Source organism: Pedobacter sp. (genome assembly GCF_035566355.1).
GTDB lineage: Bacteria > Bacteroidota > Bacteroidia > Sphingobacteriales > Sphingobacteriaceae > Pedobacter.
Window position 1 is genome coordinate 1 of the sequence record NZ_DATMRL010000225.1, and the last position, 17,418, is coordinate 17,418.

The following is a 17,418-nucleotide window of genomic DNA, read 5'->3' on the forward strand; positions in this document are numbered from 1 at the left end:
TGCAGAAAGTTGTAACAGTTAAGTCCGGCGAAATTAAGGAACTTGATTTCCTATTGCAAGCTAATAACAATAATTTAAACGACGTCGTTGTAGTGGGATCAAGAAGTGCCCCGCGTTCTTACTTGGATACTCCGGTTCCTGTAGATGTGGTGGATATTAAGAAGCTTACACAAAATGCGCCTCAGGTTACCCTTAACCAGATCCTTAACTTTGTTGCGCCTTCATTTACTTCTAATGTGATGAGTCTAACCGATGGTACAGACCATATTGACCCAGCATCCCTTAGAGGGTTGGGCCCCGATCAGGTATTGGTTTTAATCAATGGTAAAAGGCGCCATACAACTTCCCTGATAAATATCAATGGCAGTTTGGGTAAAGGTTCTGTCGGTACGGATTTAAATGCGATTCCTACTTCTGCAATTAAAAGGGTAGAAATTTTGCGGGATGGTGCTGCGGCGCAATACGGATCAGACGCCATTGCTGGTGTAATCAATATTATTTTAAATGACAATGTCGATCAACTTAATTCAAGTGTAACTGCAGGTGGTTATGCTGGGAAGCATTCTGATGGATTGGATGGACAGACAGTACAAGCCAATGTAAATTATGGTGTTGCTTTAAATGATAAAGGCGGCTTTTTGAACTTGTCAGGTTCTTTCGATTATCGGGATTTTGCTTCACGTACGACACCTTATAAAGGTGTGATTTTTACAGATTACAATAATCCGGCTTTGTACCCTACGCCAACGGGAAAGGATATTACAGACGCAGAACTGCAGCGACGAGGACTGAGCCGCTCAGATTTTGTTCCGAATATCGGTCAGTCTCAGAACAGGGGAGGAGCTTTATTTTTTAACTCTGTGATCCCGGTTTCCAATGGTGCTGAAGTGTATGCCTTTGGGGGGGTAAATTATAGAAATGGTCGTTCAACTGCTTTTTACCGTACGCCACGTCAACTCACTCAAAATATAGCAACTATTTATCCCAATGGATTTTTACCTGATATCGTGACCAGTAATCTGGATCAGTCCATTGCCGTTGGAATCAGAGGTAATCTTGGATTGTGGAAGGTAGATTTGAGTAACAATTTTGGAAGGAATAAAATAGACCTTCAGACAGAAAACTCCCTGAATGCTTCGATGCTTACTGCTTCTCCAACTTCTTTCGAATCGGGTGGGTTTGCTTTTTCGCAGAATACCACTAATCTTGACTTTTCTCGTTTCTATAAAAATACGCTGAAGGGGCTCAATGTTGCTTTTGGATTTGAGAACAGGTTGGAAAACTACAAGATAATACCTGGTGAAGAGGCTTCTTATATCAATTATGGTAATGCGATTCAAGTAGGGACGGATGGAAATGGGAAACCTATCCTCGTACCGGATCCAAAGGGAAATATCTCTACCCGGTTTGCAGCAAACGGACAGGCCTATGCTGGCGGTGCACAAGGATTTCCAGGAATTAGTAAAGATAATTTAACCAATGCTTCAAGATCTTCGGTAGCTGCTTACGCAGATGTCGAAGCTAATTTTACTGAGAAATGGTTGGTGGATGGTGCTTTAAGATTCGAAAACTATTCTGATTTTGGTTCGACGTTGAATGGGAAAATTGCCACACGTTATAAATTCTCAGATCAGTTCTTGTTGAGAGGGGCTTTCAGTACCGGATTCAGGGCGCCTTCTTTACATCAAAGATATTTCAGTGCTACTTCTACGGTATTTGTAGATGGAGCTTTTGTAGAATCCGGAACCTTTGCCAACGATAGCCGGGTAGCTCAGCTTCTTGGAATTCCCAAACTGAAACAGGAAACCTCAGACAGTTATAGTTTAGGTTTTACATCTAACCTGGGGCAATTCAAATTGACGGTTGATGCCTATTTAATTCAGATTAAGAACAGGGTGATCTATACAGGTCAGTTTAGTGGAAGCAATGCCGCGGGGGCAAGTGCCCAGGATAAAGAGATCTATGATCTGCTGCGTCAGGCCAACGCAACTACAGCTCGTTTTTTTGCCAATGCTGTAGATACCCGGACTAAGGGCCTGGATGCCGTACTGACTTATACTACACCTTTGGCTGCAGGGACTTTTCGAGCTGATTTTGCGGCAACTTTATCGAGGACAGATATTGTCCACGGCATTCATGCCTCTCCTTTATTAGCAGGTAAAGAAAATATCTATCTCGACAATGCAAGTCGAATTCTGATTGAAAAAGTGACGCCACGTTTTAAAGCAAATTTGACTTTAGACTATACTGTAAATAAATGGAATGTATTTTTAAGGAATGTGTATTTTGGCGAAGTATCTCAACCAACCAATGTAGCTGCCAATGAGCAGGTTCTGCCCGGCCGTGTTATAACGGACGCTGGCGTGGGTTATAATTTAACTAAGAGCCTCAAATTGACCATAGGAGCAAATAATATATTTGATGTATATCCTGCAGAACTTTTGCCGGGAAGCCAGGGTACTTCTGGTATATTATATCCTAATCAAGCTCCCCAATTTGGTTTCCTGGGCAGGTACGTTTTTACGCGTCTTGCACTTAGTCTTTAAAAATAAACCTCAATACAACCAACCTAAACCAAAAAAGCCCCGGATTTTCCGGGGCTTTTGTTTATATAAGGAGAGATTAAGATCTACGTCTTCTATCTCCGCCGTTTCCGCCTTCACGTCTTCCACCTCTGTCTTCACGGCCTCTTCCAGAGAAATCTCTGAAACCACCGCCACCGTTTCCACCTTCACGTCTTCCACCTTCACGACGGCCACCACCAGAACTTCTTCTGTCTCCACCGCCACCACTATAGCTGCGGGCACGGCCACCACCACCGCTTCTGCTTTCTGCAGGGTCTCCGGATTTTTCAATCCTTACACCACGGTTATTGAATTGGATATCTTTAAAGTTGTTAAACAAAGCATCTACGCTGGCATCTTCCACTTCAAAGAAAGAATAAACTCCTTTAAGGTCAATCTTACCAACATTTTTACCAGCAATCTTACCATTGTTACATACAAAAGATAGAAGATCACCTCTGGTGAAATCATCCACAGAGCCTAAGTTGATGAACAAGCGGGTATAACCATCGCTGCTTCTTCTTGGACCACGCTCTCCTCTTTCACCTCTTTCGCCGCGTTCTCCACGGTCGTCAGCGGATGCATTCAGATCTGGTGCATTTTTGTAATACTCTAAAAAGCGGTTAAACTCTAAAGAAGCAAAACGTTTGATGACATCTTCTTTGCTCAATTCTGCAAACTCATCCATAATGCGTGGGATGTACTGATCAATCTGATTGTCATTTACTTCTACATTATGAACTTTGTGCACTAAAGAGAACAATTGTTTTTCACAAACATCAAAACCTGTAGGTAATTCAGCTTTTGTAAACTGTTTGCCAATGATTCTTTCGATCTGACGGATCTTACCAATCTCTTTAGAGTTGATGATACAGATAGAGATACCTGTTTTTCCCGCACGACCTGTACGACCGCTACGGTGGGTATAACTTTCGATCTCATCAGGAAGTGAATAGTTGATAACGTGTGTTACGTTATTCACATCGATACCACGTGCAGCAACATCAGTAGCAATTAACAATTGCATATGTCTGTCGCGGAAACGCTGCATAACTTTGTCTCTTTGCTGCTGAGAAAGATCTCCATGTAATGCATCTGCATTATAGCCATCTTTAATCAAATGCTCAGCAACATCCTGAGTATCCATTTTAGTTTTACAGAAAACAACAGCAAAGATTTCAGGATTGAAATCCACAATGCGTTTAAGGGCTGCGTATTTATCTCTTGCACGAACTACATAGTACTCATGCTCAATATTTACGTTACCTGTGTTTTTTGTTCCCATGGTCAGTTCGGTTGGACTGTCCATGTAGTTTTTAGCTATCCTTCTTACCTCAGGAGGCATAGTAGCAGAGAATAACCATGTTTTTTTATCGTCAGGCGTAGTAGACAAAATATCGTTAATGTCTTCCTGGAAGCCCATGTTCAGCATTTCATCCGCCTCATCAAGTACTACATATTTCACATTTGTGAAATCTATAGCCTTGCGGCCAATGATGTCCAACATACGGCCCGGTGTAGCCACTACAATTTGTACACCGTTTCTGATCTCACGCAACTGTTGCATAATGTTTGCGCCACCGTAAACGGCAACTACATTAGCACCAGAGATGTTCTTAGAGAAATTCTTGATGTCGCTAGTAATCTGTAAGCAAAGCTCTCTCGTAGGGCATAAAATCAATGCCTGTGGCTTATTGCTTTTAAAGTCTATCAATTCTAACAGCGGCAATCCAAATGCGGCTGTTTTTCCTGTTCCTGTTTGGGCCAAACCAACAAAGTCATTATTGCCCTCTAACAGCACAGGAATAGCTTGTTCCTGAATAGGTGTTGGATTTTCGAAACCTAAATCCTTTACAGCATTAACAACGTCATCACTTATCCCCAATAATTTAAATGGGTTTGTCATGTATTATTTAATTAAGCCGCAAAGGTACGCTTTTAAATTGGTATTTTACTGGTAGTTAACTAAATAAAAAAGACCACGTATTCAGTAACTTAGCGTAAACGGTCCGCTGACCTGATCAGTTGCTCGTCTTTTCGGATGCCTCTTATGGCGAGAAAACAGAATACAATTGCAGCCAGGGGCAGAAAAGCACCTGCGCCATAGGATGCCCCTTCTAAGCCACCGGGTATTTCCCTGGCGGATTGGAAGATCCAGAAATTCAGCGCGGCAATTAAAATGATAATCAAACTACAAATCCGTTTTTGGAGTGTTCTGTTGCGGAAAAGAAAAATATTTACAAAGGTCAGCAGTGCAATAATGGCATTGGAGGCAATTAGAGGAATATTCAAAGCTACTGTTACTCCGCTACCCAAATCTGACGATAGTTTTTGATGAAGGCCAGTGGTATAAACGCTCCATTCAGTTCCGCTATTTATTTTGGTCACGATGGGCAGTGCCAGTAAAATAAACAGGGTTAAACTTGTTAATAAAAGCCACACCGATTGTATTCTTTGTATCATAGCAGTTTAATAATTTCAGCAAATATATCAAAACCTTCCTTTTTTTTGATTCTTTTGAAATCAAAGAAGAGAATATCAGTTAACTTTGTGCTATTGAATACACAACGTTTTTTTATCGAACTGTCTTATAATGGCACGGCTTATCATGGCTGGCAAATACAACCTAATGCCCTTTCTGTGCAAGAATGTATGGATAAGGCTCTGTCTGTTTTTTTCAGGCAGACTATTGTGACGCTGGGCTGCGGCCGTACAGATACTGGTGTTCATGCTTCGCAGTTCTTTGCTCATTTTGATCTGCCTGAAGGAGATTATGCCAATATCAACAGTAAGGTAGGTAGCATTAATTCTCTGCTTCCTTATGATATTGCTGTGAAAAGAATCTTTAAGGTGGATGCGCAGGCACATGCAAGATTTAACGCCACTTCAAGAGCGTATCAGTATCATCTCCATTTTCATAAGGATCCTTTCAAACTGAATCGTTCCTGGTTGTATAAGGGAAACCTGGACGTGCCTGCAATGAACAAAGCTGCTGCACTGATTATGACCTACACAGATTTTTCCTGTTTTAGTAAGTCCAATACGCAGACTTTTACTAATAACTGCATAATTACAGAGGCTTTTTTTGAACAAAAGGACGATGGACTCGTCTTTACGATAAGAGCCGATCGTTTTCTTAGGAATATGGTGCGTGCTGTGGTGGGAACTTTGATCAGAATAGGAAAAAAAGAAATTAATTTATCCGACCTTGCAAAGATTATGGAAAGTAAAGACCGTAGCCAGGCAGGTCAGTCTGTGCCCGCCTGCGGATTATATCTGGTTCATATTGATTATCCTTTTGTACACTAATCTATGTCTAAAATAACTGGAGATGCTTTTAATGTTGGTTTGCTGAAGAGGGTTTTTCAATATGTTAAACCTTACCGGGGCATTTTTGTATGGTCTGTTGTTCTGACCATACTGTTGGCACTAATCGCTCCGGTTAGACCTTTCCTGATTAAATATACTTTAGATAATTATATACTTACTTCTGCCTACGGTGGGTTGGTAAATATGACGGTTTTGATGGTGCTTCTGTTGGTGTTACAAAGCATTATTCAGTATAGCCACACTTTGTTGACCAATACCCTTGGGCAGTCAGCCATCCGCGATCTTAGGATTAATGTATTTAACCACATTACCCGCCTTCGGTTAAAATATTTTGATAAGACGCCTATTGGGCAGCTGATTACCCGAACAGTTTCCGATCTGGAAACCATATCCGATATTTTCTCTGAGGGATTGATCGTGATCATTGGGGATATTTTGCAGGTGATTGCCATTATTGTTTTTATGGTTTATTCAGACTGGGAACTGACGATTATTGTGTTGTTGCCCATGCCCCTGTTGATCATGGCCACTTCTATCTTCCAAAAAGCCATCAAGTCTGCTTTTCAACAAATCAGGACGGAAGTATCCAATCTAAATACCTTTCTGCAAGAACATATTACAGGAATTTCCATCATTCAATACTTTGCCAGGGAAAAACAAGAATACAATAAATTTGAGAAGATCAACTCCCGTTACCGGGATGCAAATATTCGGTCCAACTGGTATTATTCTATCTTTTTTCCGGTAGTGGAAATCATATCAGCAATGTCTATGGGCTTATTGGTGTGGTATGGGGCTAAAAGCATTTTAGCCAAACCTCTAAATGTAACGCCTGGCACTATTGCAGAATTCCTCATGTTTATTAGTATGTTGTTTCGACCGATAAGGGAGCTTGCAGATAAGTTTAATACGCTTCAAATGGGAATGGTGGGTGCCGAAAGGGTATTTAAAGTTTTAGATACGGATGAAGTTACTTTAAACGAAGGAAGTTACGCTCCTGAAAAAATGAATGGTTCGATAAAGTTCGAGAAAGTATGGTTTGCTTATAATGACGACAATTATGTGCTGAAAGATATTTCATTTGAAGTCCAGGCAGGGCAAACTGTCGCTCTTGTGGGGGCCACTGGTGCTGGTAAATCCTCGACCATCAATATTCTAAACCGCTTCTATGAAATTCAGAAGGGGAAGATCACGGTTGACGGAACAGATATTCATTCCTATGAGCTCAATTATCTAAGGAAAAATATAGCAACCGTATTACAGGATGTTTTTCTGTTTTCGGATACTATTTTTAATAACATTACCTTAAATAATCCATCTATTAGCATGGAGGAAGTGGTTAATGCAGCTAAAAAAGTTGGTGCCCATGATTTTATAGAGCGTCTGCCCTCCGGTTATCAGTATAATGTGATGGAGCGCGGTGCGACATTATCAGCGGGGCAGGCACAATTGATTTCTTTTATCCGTGCCCTGGTGTATAATCCGTCTATCCTGGTGTTGGATGAAGCAACATCGTCTGTAGATACAGAAACTGAAATGCTGATTCAGCATGCTATTGAGAATCTGATGACGGGCCGCACTTCTATTGTAATTGCCCACCGTTTATCGACTATTCAGAAGGCTGACCAGATCATTGTGCTGGATAAAGGAGAAATTAAGGAAAAAGGAACACATCAGGAGTTACTCAAAATTGATGGTTATTATAAAAAACTGTATGACTTGCAGTTTAATTCGGTTGGGATCACAAATTAAAAGCAGATGTTCCAATCACCTGTTTTGTAGCTGACTTAGATTGTTTTGAGTTGAATAAGATTAATGGTATCTGTGGCATTCTCAGGATTCTCCAATAAAGTTCTGAGCTCATCTGCGTAAGCTTTGCGGAAAGGTTCATTTGAGGTGATGAATTCAAATTGATTTCTAGCTTTTTGAACAGGTTCCAGATTTTCATGTATGTATTAGATAATTATTTTTATAATACTACAGCCAGACGGAAACTTTGTTAAAGTCTCTATTGAAACTGTATATGTTTAGATTGTAATAAAAATGGTAATCAATTTGACAATCCATTTCAATTACCTTAGCTTTGCAACAAAAAAATATAGATACATGAGTGTTTTAGTAAATAAAGATTCAAAAGTTATTGTTCAGGGTTTTACAGGAAATGAAGGCACTTATCATGCTTCTCAAATGATAGAATACGGGACTAACGTTGTTGGAGGAGTTACTCCTGGCAAAGGAGGACAAACTCATTTAGACAGACCGGTATTTAATACAGTTAAGGATGCGGTTGATCAGGCCGGCGCCAATGTATCTATCATATTTGTTCCTCCTGCTTTTGCTGCAGATGCCATTATGGAAGCTGCTGAAGCAGGGATTAAAGTGATTGTTTGTATTACTGAAGGTATCCCTACAAAGGATATGATTCAGGTTAAAGAATATATTTCTGACAGGGATTGCCGTTTAATTGGCCCGAACTGTCCAGGTATCATTACCGCTGGTGAAGCTAAAATTGGTATTATGCCAGGTTTTATCTTTAAAGAAGGTAAAGTAGGTGTGGTATCAAAATCTGGTACTTTGACCTATGAAGCCGTTGATCAGGTTGTTAAAGCAGGTATGGGTATCACAACAGCTATTGGTATTGGTGGAGATCCAATTATTGGTACAACAACTAAAGAAGCGGTTGAATTGCTGATGAATGACCCAGAAACTGAAGGTATCATTATGATTGGTGAAATTGGTGGTGGTATGGAGGCTGAAGCTGCGCGTTGGATCAAAGAAAACGGAACAAAACCAGTAGTTGGTTTTATTGCAGGTCAGACTGCTCCGGCCGGACGTAGAATGGGACATGCAGGTGCGATTGTTGGTGGTGCTGACGATACTGCTGCTGCGAAAATGAAAATCATGGCTGAATGTGGTATTCGCGTAGTGGAAAGCCCTGCTGAGATTGGTGCTGCTATGGCGGAATTATTAAAAAAATAAAAGATCTTCTTGTATAATGTTAAAAAGCTCTGGTGATATTTCATCGGAGCTTTTTTATTTCAGGAATTAATCTTACTTTTGTACCCGTTGAGCAAAATTTGTGCTTGTTTTACTGCCCGGATGGCGAAATTGGTAAACGTTGCGGTCTCAGAAGCCGTTGGAGTACAATCCTTGAGAGTTCGAGTCTCTCTTCGGGCACAAACTAATTCAATAATAAAAACCCTGGAATGATCATTTCAGGGTTTTTTTATGAGATCGTTTTTCAAAGAGGAATGACATAATTATTACTTTGTCTTTAAACCATGCGATCCGGTATTTCGTATATTGAGTAAACAAATTGCACAGATGAAGATACTATGTTATAAAACATTCCTTCTTGCGGGAGTGTTAGGGATAACCTGCCTTGCGGCTTGTGCTCAGAAGGAAAATAAAGATATTGCTGTTAAATCGACCAAGAATATGGAATGGAATAAATTAACCCCCGAAGAAGAAGAGATTATTGTACATAAGGGTACTGAATATCCTGGTACCGGTAAATTGCTAAACAATAAATCAAAAGGTGTATATGTGTGCAAGAGATGTAATGCGCCTTTGTACCGGTCCGAGTCTAAATTTGACTCTCATTGCGGATGGCCGAGCTTTGATGATGAGATTAAAGGTGCGGTATTAAGAATCCCGGATGCAGATGGATCAAGGACTGAAATTGTTTGTGCCAATTGCAAGGCACACCTTGGACACGTATTTTTAGGAGAGGGTTTTACCACGAAAAATACGCGTCATTGTGTAAACTCCATCTCTATGAATTTCGTGCCTGATCAGCAATAGAAGCCTGAATTTTGAAATTTTGAAAGCCGGAACAGCCACTGTTCTGGCTTTTTTATTTTATAAACGTTTAGTTTTCTTATCTTTGCGGTTTCACCAATAAAAAAGTATATGAGGTATTGTTTGATTTTACTGGGTATGTTCCTGTTTTTACAAGTTCATGCACAAGAAGATAAAACAGGACAGGAGGAGTCTAAAGAACATACGAAAACCGGGATGGCTACTTATTATGCCAGGCGGTTTGAGGGTAGAAGGACGACAAGTGGAAAAAGATACAGACGTCATAAATTGACCGCTGCCCACAGGACTTTGCCTTTCGGTACGATTGTGACAGTAACTAATCTTTCTAACGGAAAATCTGTGGATGTGGAAATCACCGATCGTGGTCCTTTTACAAAAAGGTATATTATAGATATTTCGGAGGCCGCGGCTAAGGCTTTAGGCTTTTTCAGAAAAGGACAGTCCAAAGTTGAAATCAGTTACGATACTAAAGGCGTTTAATCTTCTTGTCTCAAAAATTTCATTTAAGGCTTGTCGAATTTTTCGCTGATTTTTTTACGTCAATCTTATTTCAAATGCCTTTGAATTCTGCAACCTGTTTGAACTCAGAATTTTAATTTTATTAACAGCCTATTCTTTAAAACCAGAAGTTTAAAAAGGAATAACCAGCAAGTTTTCCGGGTAATTAATGTGTCAATTTCTTTGTTTGTTGTTGATAAAAATGCACAGTTGTTAACAACTATTGTAGCCAACAAAAAGGCTTGAACTTTATATTTGTTTACATAAAGTTCTTTAATAAATCACACGTCGATTTTTACTTAAAGGTTTAATATTTAGTTGCTTAAGGTTGCAGATGAATTCTGATTTTTTTAATCTTTCCAACTGAGTAATGATTCCTTGTCGGCTGTAATTTATTCTTGACATCTACTATATATTAATCACTCATTAAAAAGAAATGCTTATGCAGGAAGAAGAAGTACTATTGAAAGAAAATAAGGATCGTTTTGTCCTTTTGCCTATTAAATATCCGGCTATCTGGGAAATGTATAAGAAGAGTGAGGCCAGTTTCTGGACTGCTGAAGAAATTGATCTTTCAGATGATCAGAAACACTGGGATAATTTAAATGATGGTGAGCGCCACTTCATTTCTCATATACTTGCTTTTTTTGCAGCGAGCGATGGTATCGTAAATGAAAACCTGGCTGTTAATTTTATGAGTGAGGTGCAGTTGCCAGAGGCACGCTGTTTCTATGGTTTCCAGATCATGATGGAAAATATACACTCAGAAACTTATGCCTTGCTGATTGATACTTATATTAAAGACCCTGAAGAGAAAGACAGGCTGTTCCACGCGGTTGAAACTGTGCCTTGTGTGAAGAAGAAAGCAGAGTGGGCCTTGCGCTGGATTGAGGGTGGTAACTTTGCTGAAAGACTGGTAGCTTTTGCGGCAGTTGAAGGGATATTCTTTAGCGGAAGCTTCTGTTCTATTTTCTGGTTAAAGAAAAGAGGTCTGATGCCAGGATTGACATTTAGTAATGAGTTGATCTCCAGGGATGAAGGTATGCACTGTGAGTTTGCCTGCCTGCTGTACAAAATGTTGAAAAACAAGTTGAGTGAAGAGGTGGTACATGGTATTATCAAAGATGCTGTTGAGATTGAAAAAGAGTTCATTACTGATGCCTTACCTGTTGCATTGATTGGTATGAATGCAAAACTGATGTCGCAGTATATTGAGTTTGTTGCAGACCGCTGGTTACAAGAATTGGGTTATAGTAAAATATATAATACAACCAATCCGTTTGATTTTATGGAGATGATTTCCCTGCAGGGCAAAACAAATTTCTTTGAGAAACGTGTTGGTGATTATCAAAAAAGCGGTGTTCTGACCTCTACAGAAGATAAAGCTTCGGCTTTCTCTCTTGATGATGACTTTTAACACAATAGCCAACACCATAAATAATTAACGAATAAAGAAAACCGGTGCCGCTGTAAGATTGCTTTCAACAATTTGATACGCACCAATCAAATACCCGGAAAAATATGTTTGTACAAAAAAGAGATGGCCGCCAGGAAGCGGTAAGATTTGATAAAATAACTGCTCGGATTGAGAAGTTATGCTATGGTTTTAACGCGGAGCTGGTTGATCCGATAGACGTAGCCAAGAAAGTAATTGAAGGTTTATATGACGGAGTAACAACGTCTGAACTAGACAATCTGGCTGCTGAAACTGCTGCCTCTTTGACCACAAAGCATCCTGACTATGCTTTGCTGGCTTCCAGGATAGCGGTTTCTAACCTACATAAAAATACGACTAAGTCCTTCTCCAAAACGATGGAGATGCTGTATAACTATGTAGACGAAAAGACAGGTAAATCTGCTTCACTGATCGCTGATGACGTTTGGGAGGTGATCAAAGAAAATGCTGATATCCTGGATAGCACGATCATCTATGACCGCGACTTTGGATTTGATTATTTTGGATTTAAAACACTGGAGAAATCATACCTTCTAAAAATTGAGGGACAAATTGTAGAGCGCCCACAGCATTTGTTTATGCGTGTTTCTGTAGGGATTCACAAAGAAGATATAGAGAGTGCGATCGCTACTTATAACTTGATGAGTGAGCGTTGGTTTACACATGCTACACCAACCTTATTTAATGCGGCTACGCCTAAACCTCAAATGTCTTCCTGCTTTTTGTTAACCATGCAGGATGATAGTATTGAAGGAATCTATGATACATTAAAACAGACTGCCAAGATTTCTCAAAGTGCTGGCGGTATTGGTTTAAGCATTCATAATATCCGCGCTACAGGCTCTTATATTGGAGGAACCAATGGAACCAGTAATGGTATTGTGCCAATGTTGAAGGTGTTTAATGATACTGCCCGTTATGTAGATCAGGGTGGAGGTAAACGTAAAGGTGCTTTTGCCATTTACCTGGAGCCTTGGCATGCAGATGTTTTCAGTTTCCTTGATTTGCGTAAAAACCATGGTAAAGAAGAATTGCGTGCGCGTGATTTATTCTATGCCTTATGGGTTTGTGATTTGTTTATGAAACGTGTAGAGGAAAACGGCGATTGGAGTTTATTCTGTCCACATGAAGCACCAGGCCTGGCCGATTGCTTTGGCGAAGAGTTTGATGCTTTATATGAGCGCTATGAAAAAGAAGGCCGGGCACGTAAAACGATTAAAGCACAGGAGCTTTGGTTTGCTATCCTGGATTCACAAATTGAAACAGGTACACCTTATTTACTATATAAAGATGCTGCAAACAGCAAATCTAATCAGCAGAATTTAGGTACCATAAAAAGTTCCAACTTGTGTACTGAGATTATAGAATATACTTCTAAAGATGAGGTTGCTGTATGTAACCTGGCTTCTTTGGCTTTACCAAGATATGTCATCAATGGCGAGTTTGATCATCAAAAATTATACGATGTAACTTATCAGGCTACCTTAAACCTGAATAAGATCATCGATCATAACTACTACCCGGTAGAAGAAGCGAAAAATTCTAATATGCGCCACAGACCTATTGGCCTGGGTGTTCAGGGATTGGCTGATGCTTTTATTCTGATGCGTTTACCATTTGAGAGTGAGGGTGCAAAAATCCTGAACAAAGAGATCTTTGAAACGATCTATTTTGCGGCCATGAATGCTTCTCATGATCTGGCTGTTAAACATGGTCCTTATCAAACTTTTGAAGGTTCTCCATTGTCTAAAGGTAAATTCCAGTTTGATCTTTGGAATGTACAACCAGACAGTAACCGGTGGGATTGGGAAACTTTACGTGAAAAAGTGGTGAAAAATGGGGTTTATAATTCTCTTTTGGTGGCTCCAATGCCAACCGCTTCTACTTCTCAGATCTTGGGTAACAACGAATGCTTTGAGCCTTATACTTCTAACATCTATACCAGAAGGGTATTGAGCGGAGAGTTTATTGTTGTAAATAAGCATTTATTAAAGGATTTAGTTGCTTTAGGACTATGGACTCCTGCAATGAAAGACAGGATCATTTTAGCCAATGGTTCTATCCAGGATATTGCAGAGATTCCTGATTATATCAAAGAACTGTATAAAACAGTTTGGGAAATCAAGATGCGCAGTATCATTGATATGGCTGCAGACCGTGGTGCTTATATTTGCCAGTCTCAGTCACTGAATCTGTTTATCAATGCACCAAATACATCTAAGTTAACTTCAATGCACTTCTATGCATGGAAAAAAGGTTTAAAGACAGGTATGTATTACCTGCGTACACAGGCTGCTTCTCAAGCTGTTAAATTTACAGTAGAAAATCAAGCTGGTAAAAACATGGAGCCTGTTATTCCTGCACATATTGAAACAAGTGCTGAGGAGATTATTGAAGGGCCGGTATGTACTATGGAAGAAGGCTGCATTAGCTGTTCAGGATAGTTTATATAAATTTTCAATTATACAATCAGGAGTAAGATGTATTTCTTACTCCTTTTTTATGTTTAAGGCACAATCTTAAATTTGTCATTTTCTTTTTGCAGAACAGGCATTTGTGCCACATCATGTATCTTTGTAAAAATGACTAAACACGAGATCATACCCTGTGAACGCTGCGGCACACCTATTGAGTGTAAGGCGAATGCTTACACAAAGTGTCAATGCAGTGTTGTTCAACTGGATTTAAATGAGGTACAGTATATAAGTGAACTGTATGATGGCTGTTTATGTGCCAAATGTCTCTTTGAGCTGCAGGAAGAATATAAAGGAAATCTTAGCATTTAATAGATTTCAGTTTAATTTCGAGCTGTAAAATAAAGGCCTCAGAATCTAATTCTGAGGCCTTTATTTTTTTCTTTAAAAGGATCTATTTCGTTATCCAAAGTTTCGTACTCATGAGATCACCTCCGCCGGTTGCAGCTTTCCAATTGTCAAGATTGTAAGCCTGTTCTGACGAGGGGTACTGAACACGCTGATAGCTTCCATAAGTTTGGGTATAATAACTGGAATTGCTGGTTTCCATAGGTGTCTTTCCTCCCGTTCTTCTCATTAAAGTCCAGGCTTCCCAAGGTTGGCGAAACAAGTCTATCCATTCTTGGGCATAAATCTGTGTCAAAGCGTTGCTTGGATTAGAAGAATCGAAACGTACTGCCGAATTTTGCTGATAAGTTGTAATATCTGTTGAACTTGGCAGGCTAGTTGGTTTGTTGACCACCCATACCAATGAATTCATGGCCTGTTGTGTCCAGAAATTTAGGGAAGCTGCAATCCCTGCATTATATTCTGTTTGGGCTGTGGAAGGGTTCATCCCAACTCCTGCAATACCACGAATATAAACTTCTGCTTTTAAGAAATGGACTTCGGCAGCAGTCATAAATAATTCAGGAATGTTTTTATCCCTTCCCCAGTAGTAATTGAAATTGGCATAGTTGTTTACTGTTGGGGGCGTACCATTGCCATTTTTATTTGCCCAGTCTTTATCTCTTATGCCTTTGTTGTATGGATCTCCTCCATCGGTAATTGAACTGGAGGTTGGGTTTTGTGGAAAGGGATTCCACTGACCGGCATTGTTGGGCTCAAAAAAGATTTTGCACCTCAGGTCAAAAATTCCACTTCCGTCGAGATTGTTATTGCTCGACATGAGTTTCCACATGGTTGTCCCCATACGTAAACGGGCTTCTTGTCCAAACGAAAATTCTCTGCCGCCCAGATCCAGGTTTGGAATATTGGATGGGTAGAAACCAACATTGTCTGTTGAATAATCTGTGAGCAGGGGTTTGTTTAAAGCATCTGCAATATGTGGAGTAGCATCGGCCTGATCTTTATCATACATTGTTAAAGCGACACGTAGGCGAAAAGAATTCGCAAATTTTATCCATTGAGGTATATTGTTTTGCAAAAGTAAATCTGCTGACCCGAGTGAGACCTGTGATCCGTCTGAAGCGGAGAAATGGTTAATTGCCCAAGCTAGGTCGTTTAGGCAAGCTACATAAATAGCTTGTTGTTTATCGTAAGCCACTTTATAGTCAATAGAATTACCACTGTAAGCCAACCCAGCCTTGAAATAAGGCATATCTCCATAAAAGTTAGATAATTTGATGGCCTGATAAGCTCGAAGCACCTTCATCATCGCTTTCAAATTGGTGAAGGTTGCAGAATCCGGTCTCGCTGAAATGATATCCATCATCTTGTTGTAATTGGAAAGGTTGTGGTAAAAATTACTCCATTCGCTTTCCGGACCGCCATTATAGGAGTAATCTCCTCTGGTATAGACTATACCTTGCTGCGAAATGGGGTACCACCAGCCGTTCATTGTGGCCTGATCTCCGTAAGTGGTAAATAAATTATTTAAAAAGCCAGTGTACAACTGCTGGGGACTGGCTGTTGGAGAGCCAGTCCAGGGGGTATTTATTTTTTCGAAATTTTTAGTACAGGATACAAAAGTTCCAAAGACCATGAGGATAGCCAGGATCCTCCAGGTGGTACTATTTTTTGTATGTTTCATAAAATAAGTTATTTAATGAGTATGCTTAAAAACCTGCTTTGAGAGATAGTCCAAATGAGCGTACGCCTGGTAACTGTCCCCATTGTACTCCTTGTACGTTACTTGTTCCATTAATCCCTTCCGGGTTCAGATGGTCTGGTAAGGTGGTGAACAAATAAAACAGATCTCTTCCAATTAAGGAAATGGAAAGATTCTGTACCACTTTCGTTTTCTGAATCACTTTGTCAGGTATTTTATAGGTAAAGTTTACTTCTCTTAGTTTACCCCAGCTGTTGGTAAATATGGCGTTGCTCCTCACCAGGGGAACATTGCTCCAGGATTGGTAATTGCCTGCATATTTCCACCAGGAGTTCACCACTGCGGTGTTGGGGTTTCCATCGGCGGTTACACCAGGTAAAATAACCCCAACATTTGCCTTGGTGCCATCGGGAAAGGTAAAGGGAAGTCCCCCGCCATTTCTTTCAACCAAAGTTTCCGGCGCCATCCCCTGTCCCATCATAGAAGAATAATCTGCCGACCAGATCTGGCCGCCTATTTTAAAGTCTGTAGCCACATATAAGCTAAAGTTCTTGTATCGGAAAGTATTGGATATTCCTCCGGTAAGTTTAGGTGTTGAATTTCCAATTTTAACCATGGAGGCGGTTGGGACATACTGAGAACCGATTACATTCCCGTTTCCGTCAGTGATGTTGTTTACAATCTTTTGTCCATTCTTATCATAAGTATAATCATTACCGTAAATGGTTCCATAGTCGTCGCCAAGTTTAACGTTCATACTAACACCATTGCTTCCAAACCAGGAGCCAAGCGGGATCTGGTCTACACCCTCTGCAATAGAAACAACTTTGTTTTGATTGTGTGCGCCGTTAACGGTAATATCCCAGCTGAAATTGGTGCTTTGGATAGCTTTTGCATTGATCACAAATTCAAACCCCTTATTTCTCAGTGCACCGGTATTGATCACCACGCGATCGGCGCCAGAAGAAGTGGCTATATTGACAGGCAAGATCTGATCGTAAGAATAGATATTATAGTAAGAAAAGTTCAGATTGATTCTGTTGCCCAAAAAGCCGAGATCGGTACCTATCTCAAATGACCTCGATTTTTGGGGAGGAAGTAATAGTGCGGGCAATATCGTAGGTACATTCAGACCGTTGGTAAAGCCGCCAAGTGTAGACTGGGTAAAATTGAATACCGTTTGATAAGGGATAGTTCCGTTGGCACTGCTGGAAGCTGCGAAAC

At 40.2% G+C, this 17,418-nt stretch carries 12 protein-coding genes, 1 tRNA gene and 1 pseudogene; 10 read left to right on the forward strand and 4 right to left on the reverse strand.

Features of this window, described 5'->3' with window-relative positions; genetic code table 11:
- On the forward strand, positions 1-2,546 hold a 2,546-nt coding region (locus VNZ46_RS08575; protein ID WP_325559688.1), incomplete at its 5' end, for a TonB-dependent receptor plug domain-containing protein.
- Positions 2,547-2,622: 76 nt separating this feature from the next.
- Here VNZ46_RS08575 and VNZ46_RS08580 read toward each other — a convergent pair.
- Both VNZ46_RS08580 and VNZ46_RS08585 read right to left on the reverse strand, forming a co-directional pair.
- Positions 2,623-4,470: a DEAD/DEAH box helicase gene (locus VNZ46_RS08580; protein WP_325559689.1), complete on the reverse strand. Its 1,848-nt coding sequence runs from the start codon at positions 4,468-4,470 to the stop codon at positions 2,623-2,625.
- An 89-nt stretch (positions 4,471-4,559) separates the two neighbouring features.
- Positions 4,560-5,027: a DUF4293 domain-containing protein gene (locus VNZ46_RS08585; protein ID WP_325559690.1), complete on the reverse strand. Its 468-nt coding sequence runs from the start codon at positions 5,025-5,027 to the stop codon at positions 4,560-4,562.
- 87 nt (positions 5,028-5,114) lie between these two features.
- Between VNZ46_RS08585 and truA the strand changes: the two genes are divergently transcribed.
- From truA to VNZ46_RS08630, 9 genes are all read left to right on the forward strand, one after another.
- Positions 5,115-5,873, forward strand: coding sequence for a tRNA pseudouridine(38-40) synthase TruA (gene truA, locus VNZ46_RS08590; RefSeq protein ID WP_325559691.1), 759 nt, complete (start codon positions 5,115-5,117; stop codon positions 5,871-5,873).
- A 3-nt stretch (positions 5,874-5,876) separates the two neighbouring features.
- A complete protein-coding gene (locus tag VNZ46_RS08595; protein WP_325559692.1) occupies positions 5,877-7,646 on the forward strand; it encodes an ABC transporter ATP-binding protein in 1,770 nt (589 codons plus the stop codon).
- 354 nt (positions 7,647-8,000) lie between these two features.
- Complete coding sequence (gene sucD / locus VNZ46_RS08600; RefSeq protein WP_108550316.1) at positions 8,001-8,873, forward strand: succinate--CoA ligase subunit alpha; 873 nt, start codon at positions 8,001-8,003, stop codon at positions 8,871-8,873.
- A 114-nt stretch (positions 8,874-8,987) separates the two neighbouring features.
- Positions 8,988-9,071, forward strand: a tRNA-Leu gene (locus VNZ46_RS08605).
- 147 nt (positions 9,072-9,218) lie between these two features.
- Positions 9,219-9,698, forward strand: coding sequence for a methionine-R-sulfoxide reductase (locus VNZ46_RS08610; protein ID WP_325559693.1), 480 nt, complete (start codon positions 9,219-9,221; stop codon positions 9,696-9,698).
- Between the two features lie 108 nt (positions 9,699-9,806).
- On the forward strand, positions 9,807-10,196 hold the full coding sequence (locus VNZ46_RS08615; RefSeq protein WP_133778926.1) for a septal ring lytic transglycosylase RlpA family protein: 390 nt from the start codon (positions 9,807-9,809) through the stop codon (positions 10,194-10,196).
- A gap of 460 nt (positions 10,197-10,656) precedes the next feature.
- Positions 10,657-11,631: a ribonucleoside-diphosphate reductase small subunit gene (locus VNZ46_RS08620; protein ID WP_325559694.1), complete on the forward strand. Its 975-nt coding sequence runs from the start codon at positions 10,657-10,659 to the stop codon at positions 11,629-11,631.
- Between the two features lie 104 nt (positions 11,632-11,735).
- Positions 11,736-14,114 carry a ribonucleoside-diphosphate reductase subunit alpha gene (locus tag VNZ46_RS08625; protein WP_133778924.1) on the forward strand — a complete coding sequence of 793 codons (2,379 nt, stop codon included), beginning with the start codon at positions 11,736-11,738 and terminating at the stop codon, positions 14,112-14,114.
- A gap of 138 nt (positions 14,115-14,252) precedes the next feature.
- Positions 14,253-14,456 (forward strand): cysteine-rich CWC family protein, encoded by a 204-nt coding sequence (locus VNZ46_RS08630; protein WP_108549944.1) that lies wholly within the window; start codon positions 14,253-14,255, stop codon positions 14,454-14,456.
- A gap of 82 nt (positions 14,457-14,538) precedes the next feature.
- On the opposite strand, the gene VNZ46_RS08635 is transcribed toward VNZ46_RS08630, so the two are convergent.
- Together VNZ46_RS08635 and VNZ46_RS08640 are read right to left on the reverse strand one after the other, a co-directional pair.
- The gene (locus VNZ46_RS08635) at positions 14,539-16,176 is read right to left on the reverse strand and encodes a SusD/RagB family nutrient-binding outer membrane lipoprotein (RefSeq protein ID WP_325559695.1); all 1,638 of its coding nucleotides are present in this window, start codon (positions 16,174-16,176) and stop codon (positions 14,539-14,541) included.
- Positions 16,177-16,201: 25 nt separating this feature from the next.
- Positions 16,202-17,418: pseudogene (locus VNZ46_RS08640) on the reverse strand (SusC/RagA family TonB-linked outer membrane protein); the annotation flags it as partial.

Excerpts from the sequence above, each read along its gene's own strand:
- VNZ46_RS08625 (WP_133778924.1), top strand. The coding sequence starts at position 11,736 with ATGTTTGTACAAAAAAGAGATGGCCGCCAGGAAGCGGTAAGATTTGAT.
- VNZ46_RS08620 (WP_325559694.1), top strand. The coding sequence starts at position 10,657 with ATGCAGGAAGAAGAAGTACTATTGAAAGAAAATAAGGATCGTTTTGTC.
- sucD (WP_108550316.1), top strand. The coding sequence starts at position 8,001 with ATGAGTGTTTTAGTAAATAAAGATTCAAAAGTTATTGTTCAGGGTTTT.
- VNZ46_RS08635 (WP_325559695.1), bottom strand. The coding sequence starts at position 16,176 with ATGAAACATACAAAAAATAGTACCACCTGGAGGATCCTGGCTATCCTC.
- VNZ46_RS08585 (WP_325559690.1), bottom strand. The coding sequence starts at position 5,027 with ATGATACAAAGAATACAATCGGTGTGGCTTTTATTAACAAGTTTAACC.
- VNZ46_RS08630 (WP_108549944.1), top strand. The coding sequence starts at position 14,253 with ATGACTAAACACGAGATCATACCCTGTGAACGCTGCGGCACACCTATT.
- VNZ46_RS08595 (WP_325559692.1), top strand. The coding sequence starts at position 5,877 with ATGTCTAAAATAACTGGAGATGCTTTTAATGTTGGTTTGCTGAAGAGG.
- VNZ46_RS08610 (WP_325559693.1), top strand. The coding sequence starts at position 9,219 with ATGAAGATACTATGTTATAAAACATTCCTTCTTGCGGGAGTGTTAGGG.
- VNZ46_RS08615 (WP_133778926.1), top strand. The coding sequence starts at position 9,807 with ATGAGGTATTGTTTGATTTTACTGGGTATGTTCCTGTTTTTACAAGTT.
- VNZ46_RS08580 (WP_325559689.1), bottom strand. The coding sequence starts at position 4,470 with ATGACAAACCCATTTAAATTATTGGGGATAAGTGATGACGTTGTTAAT.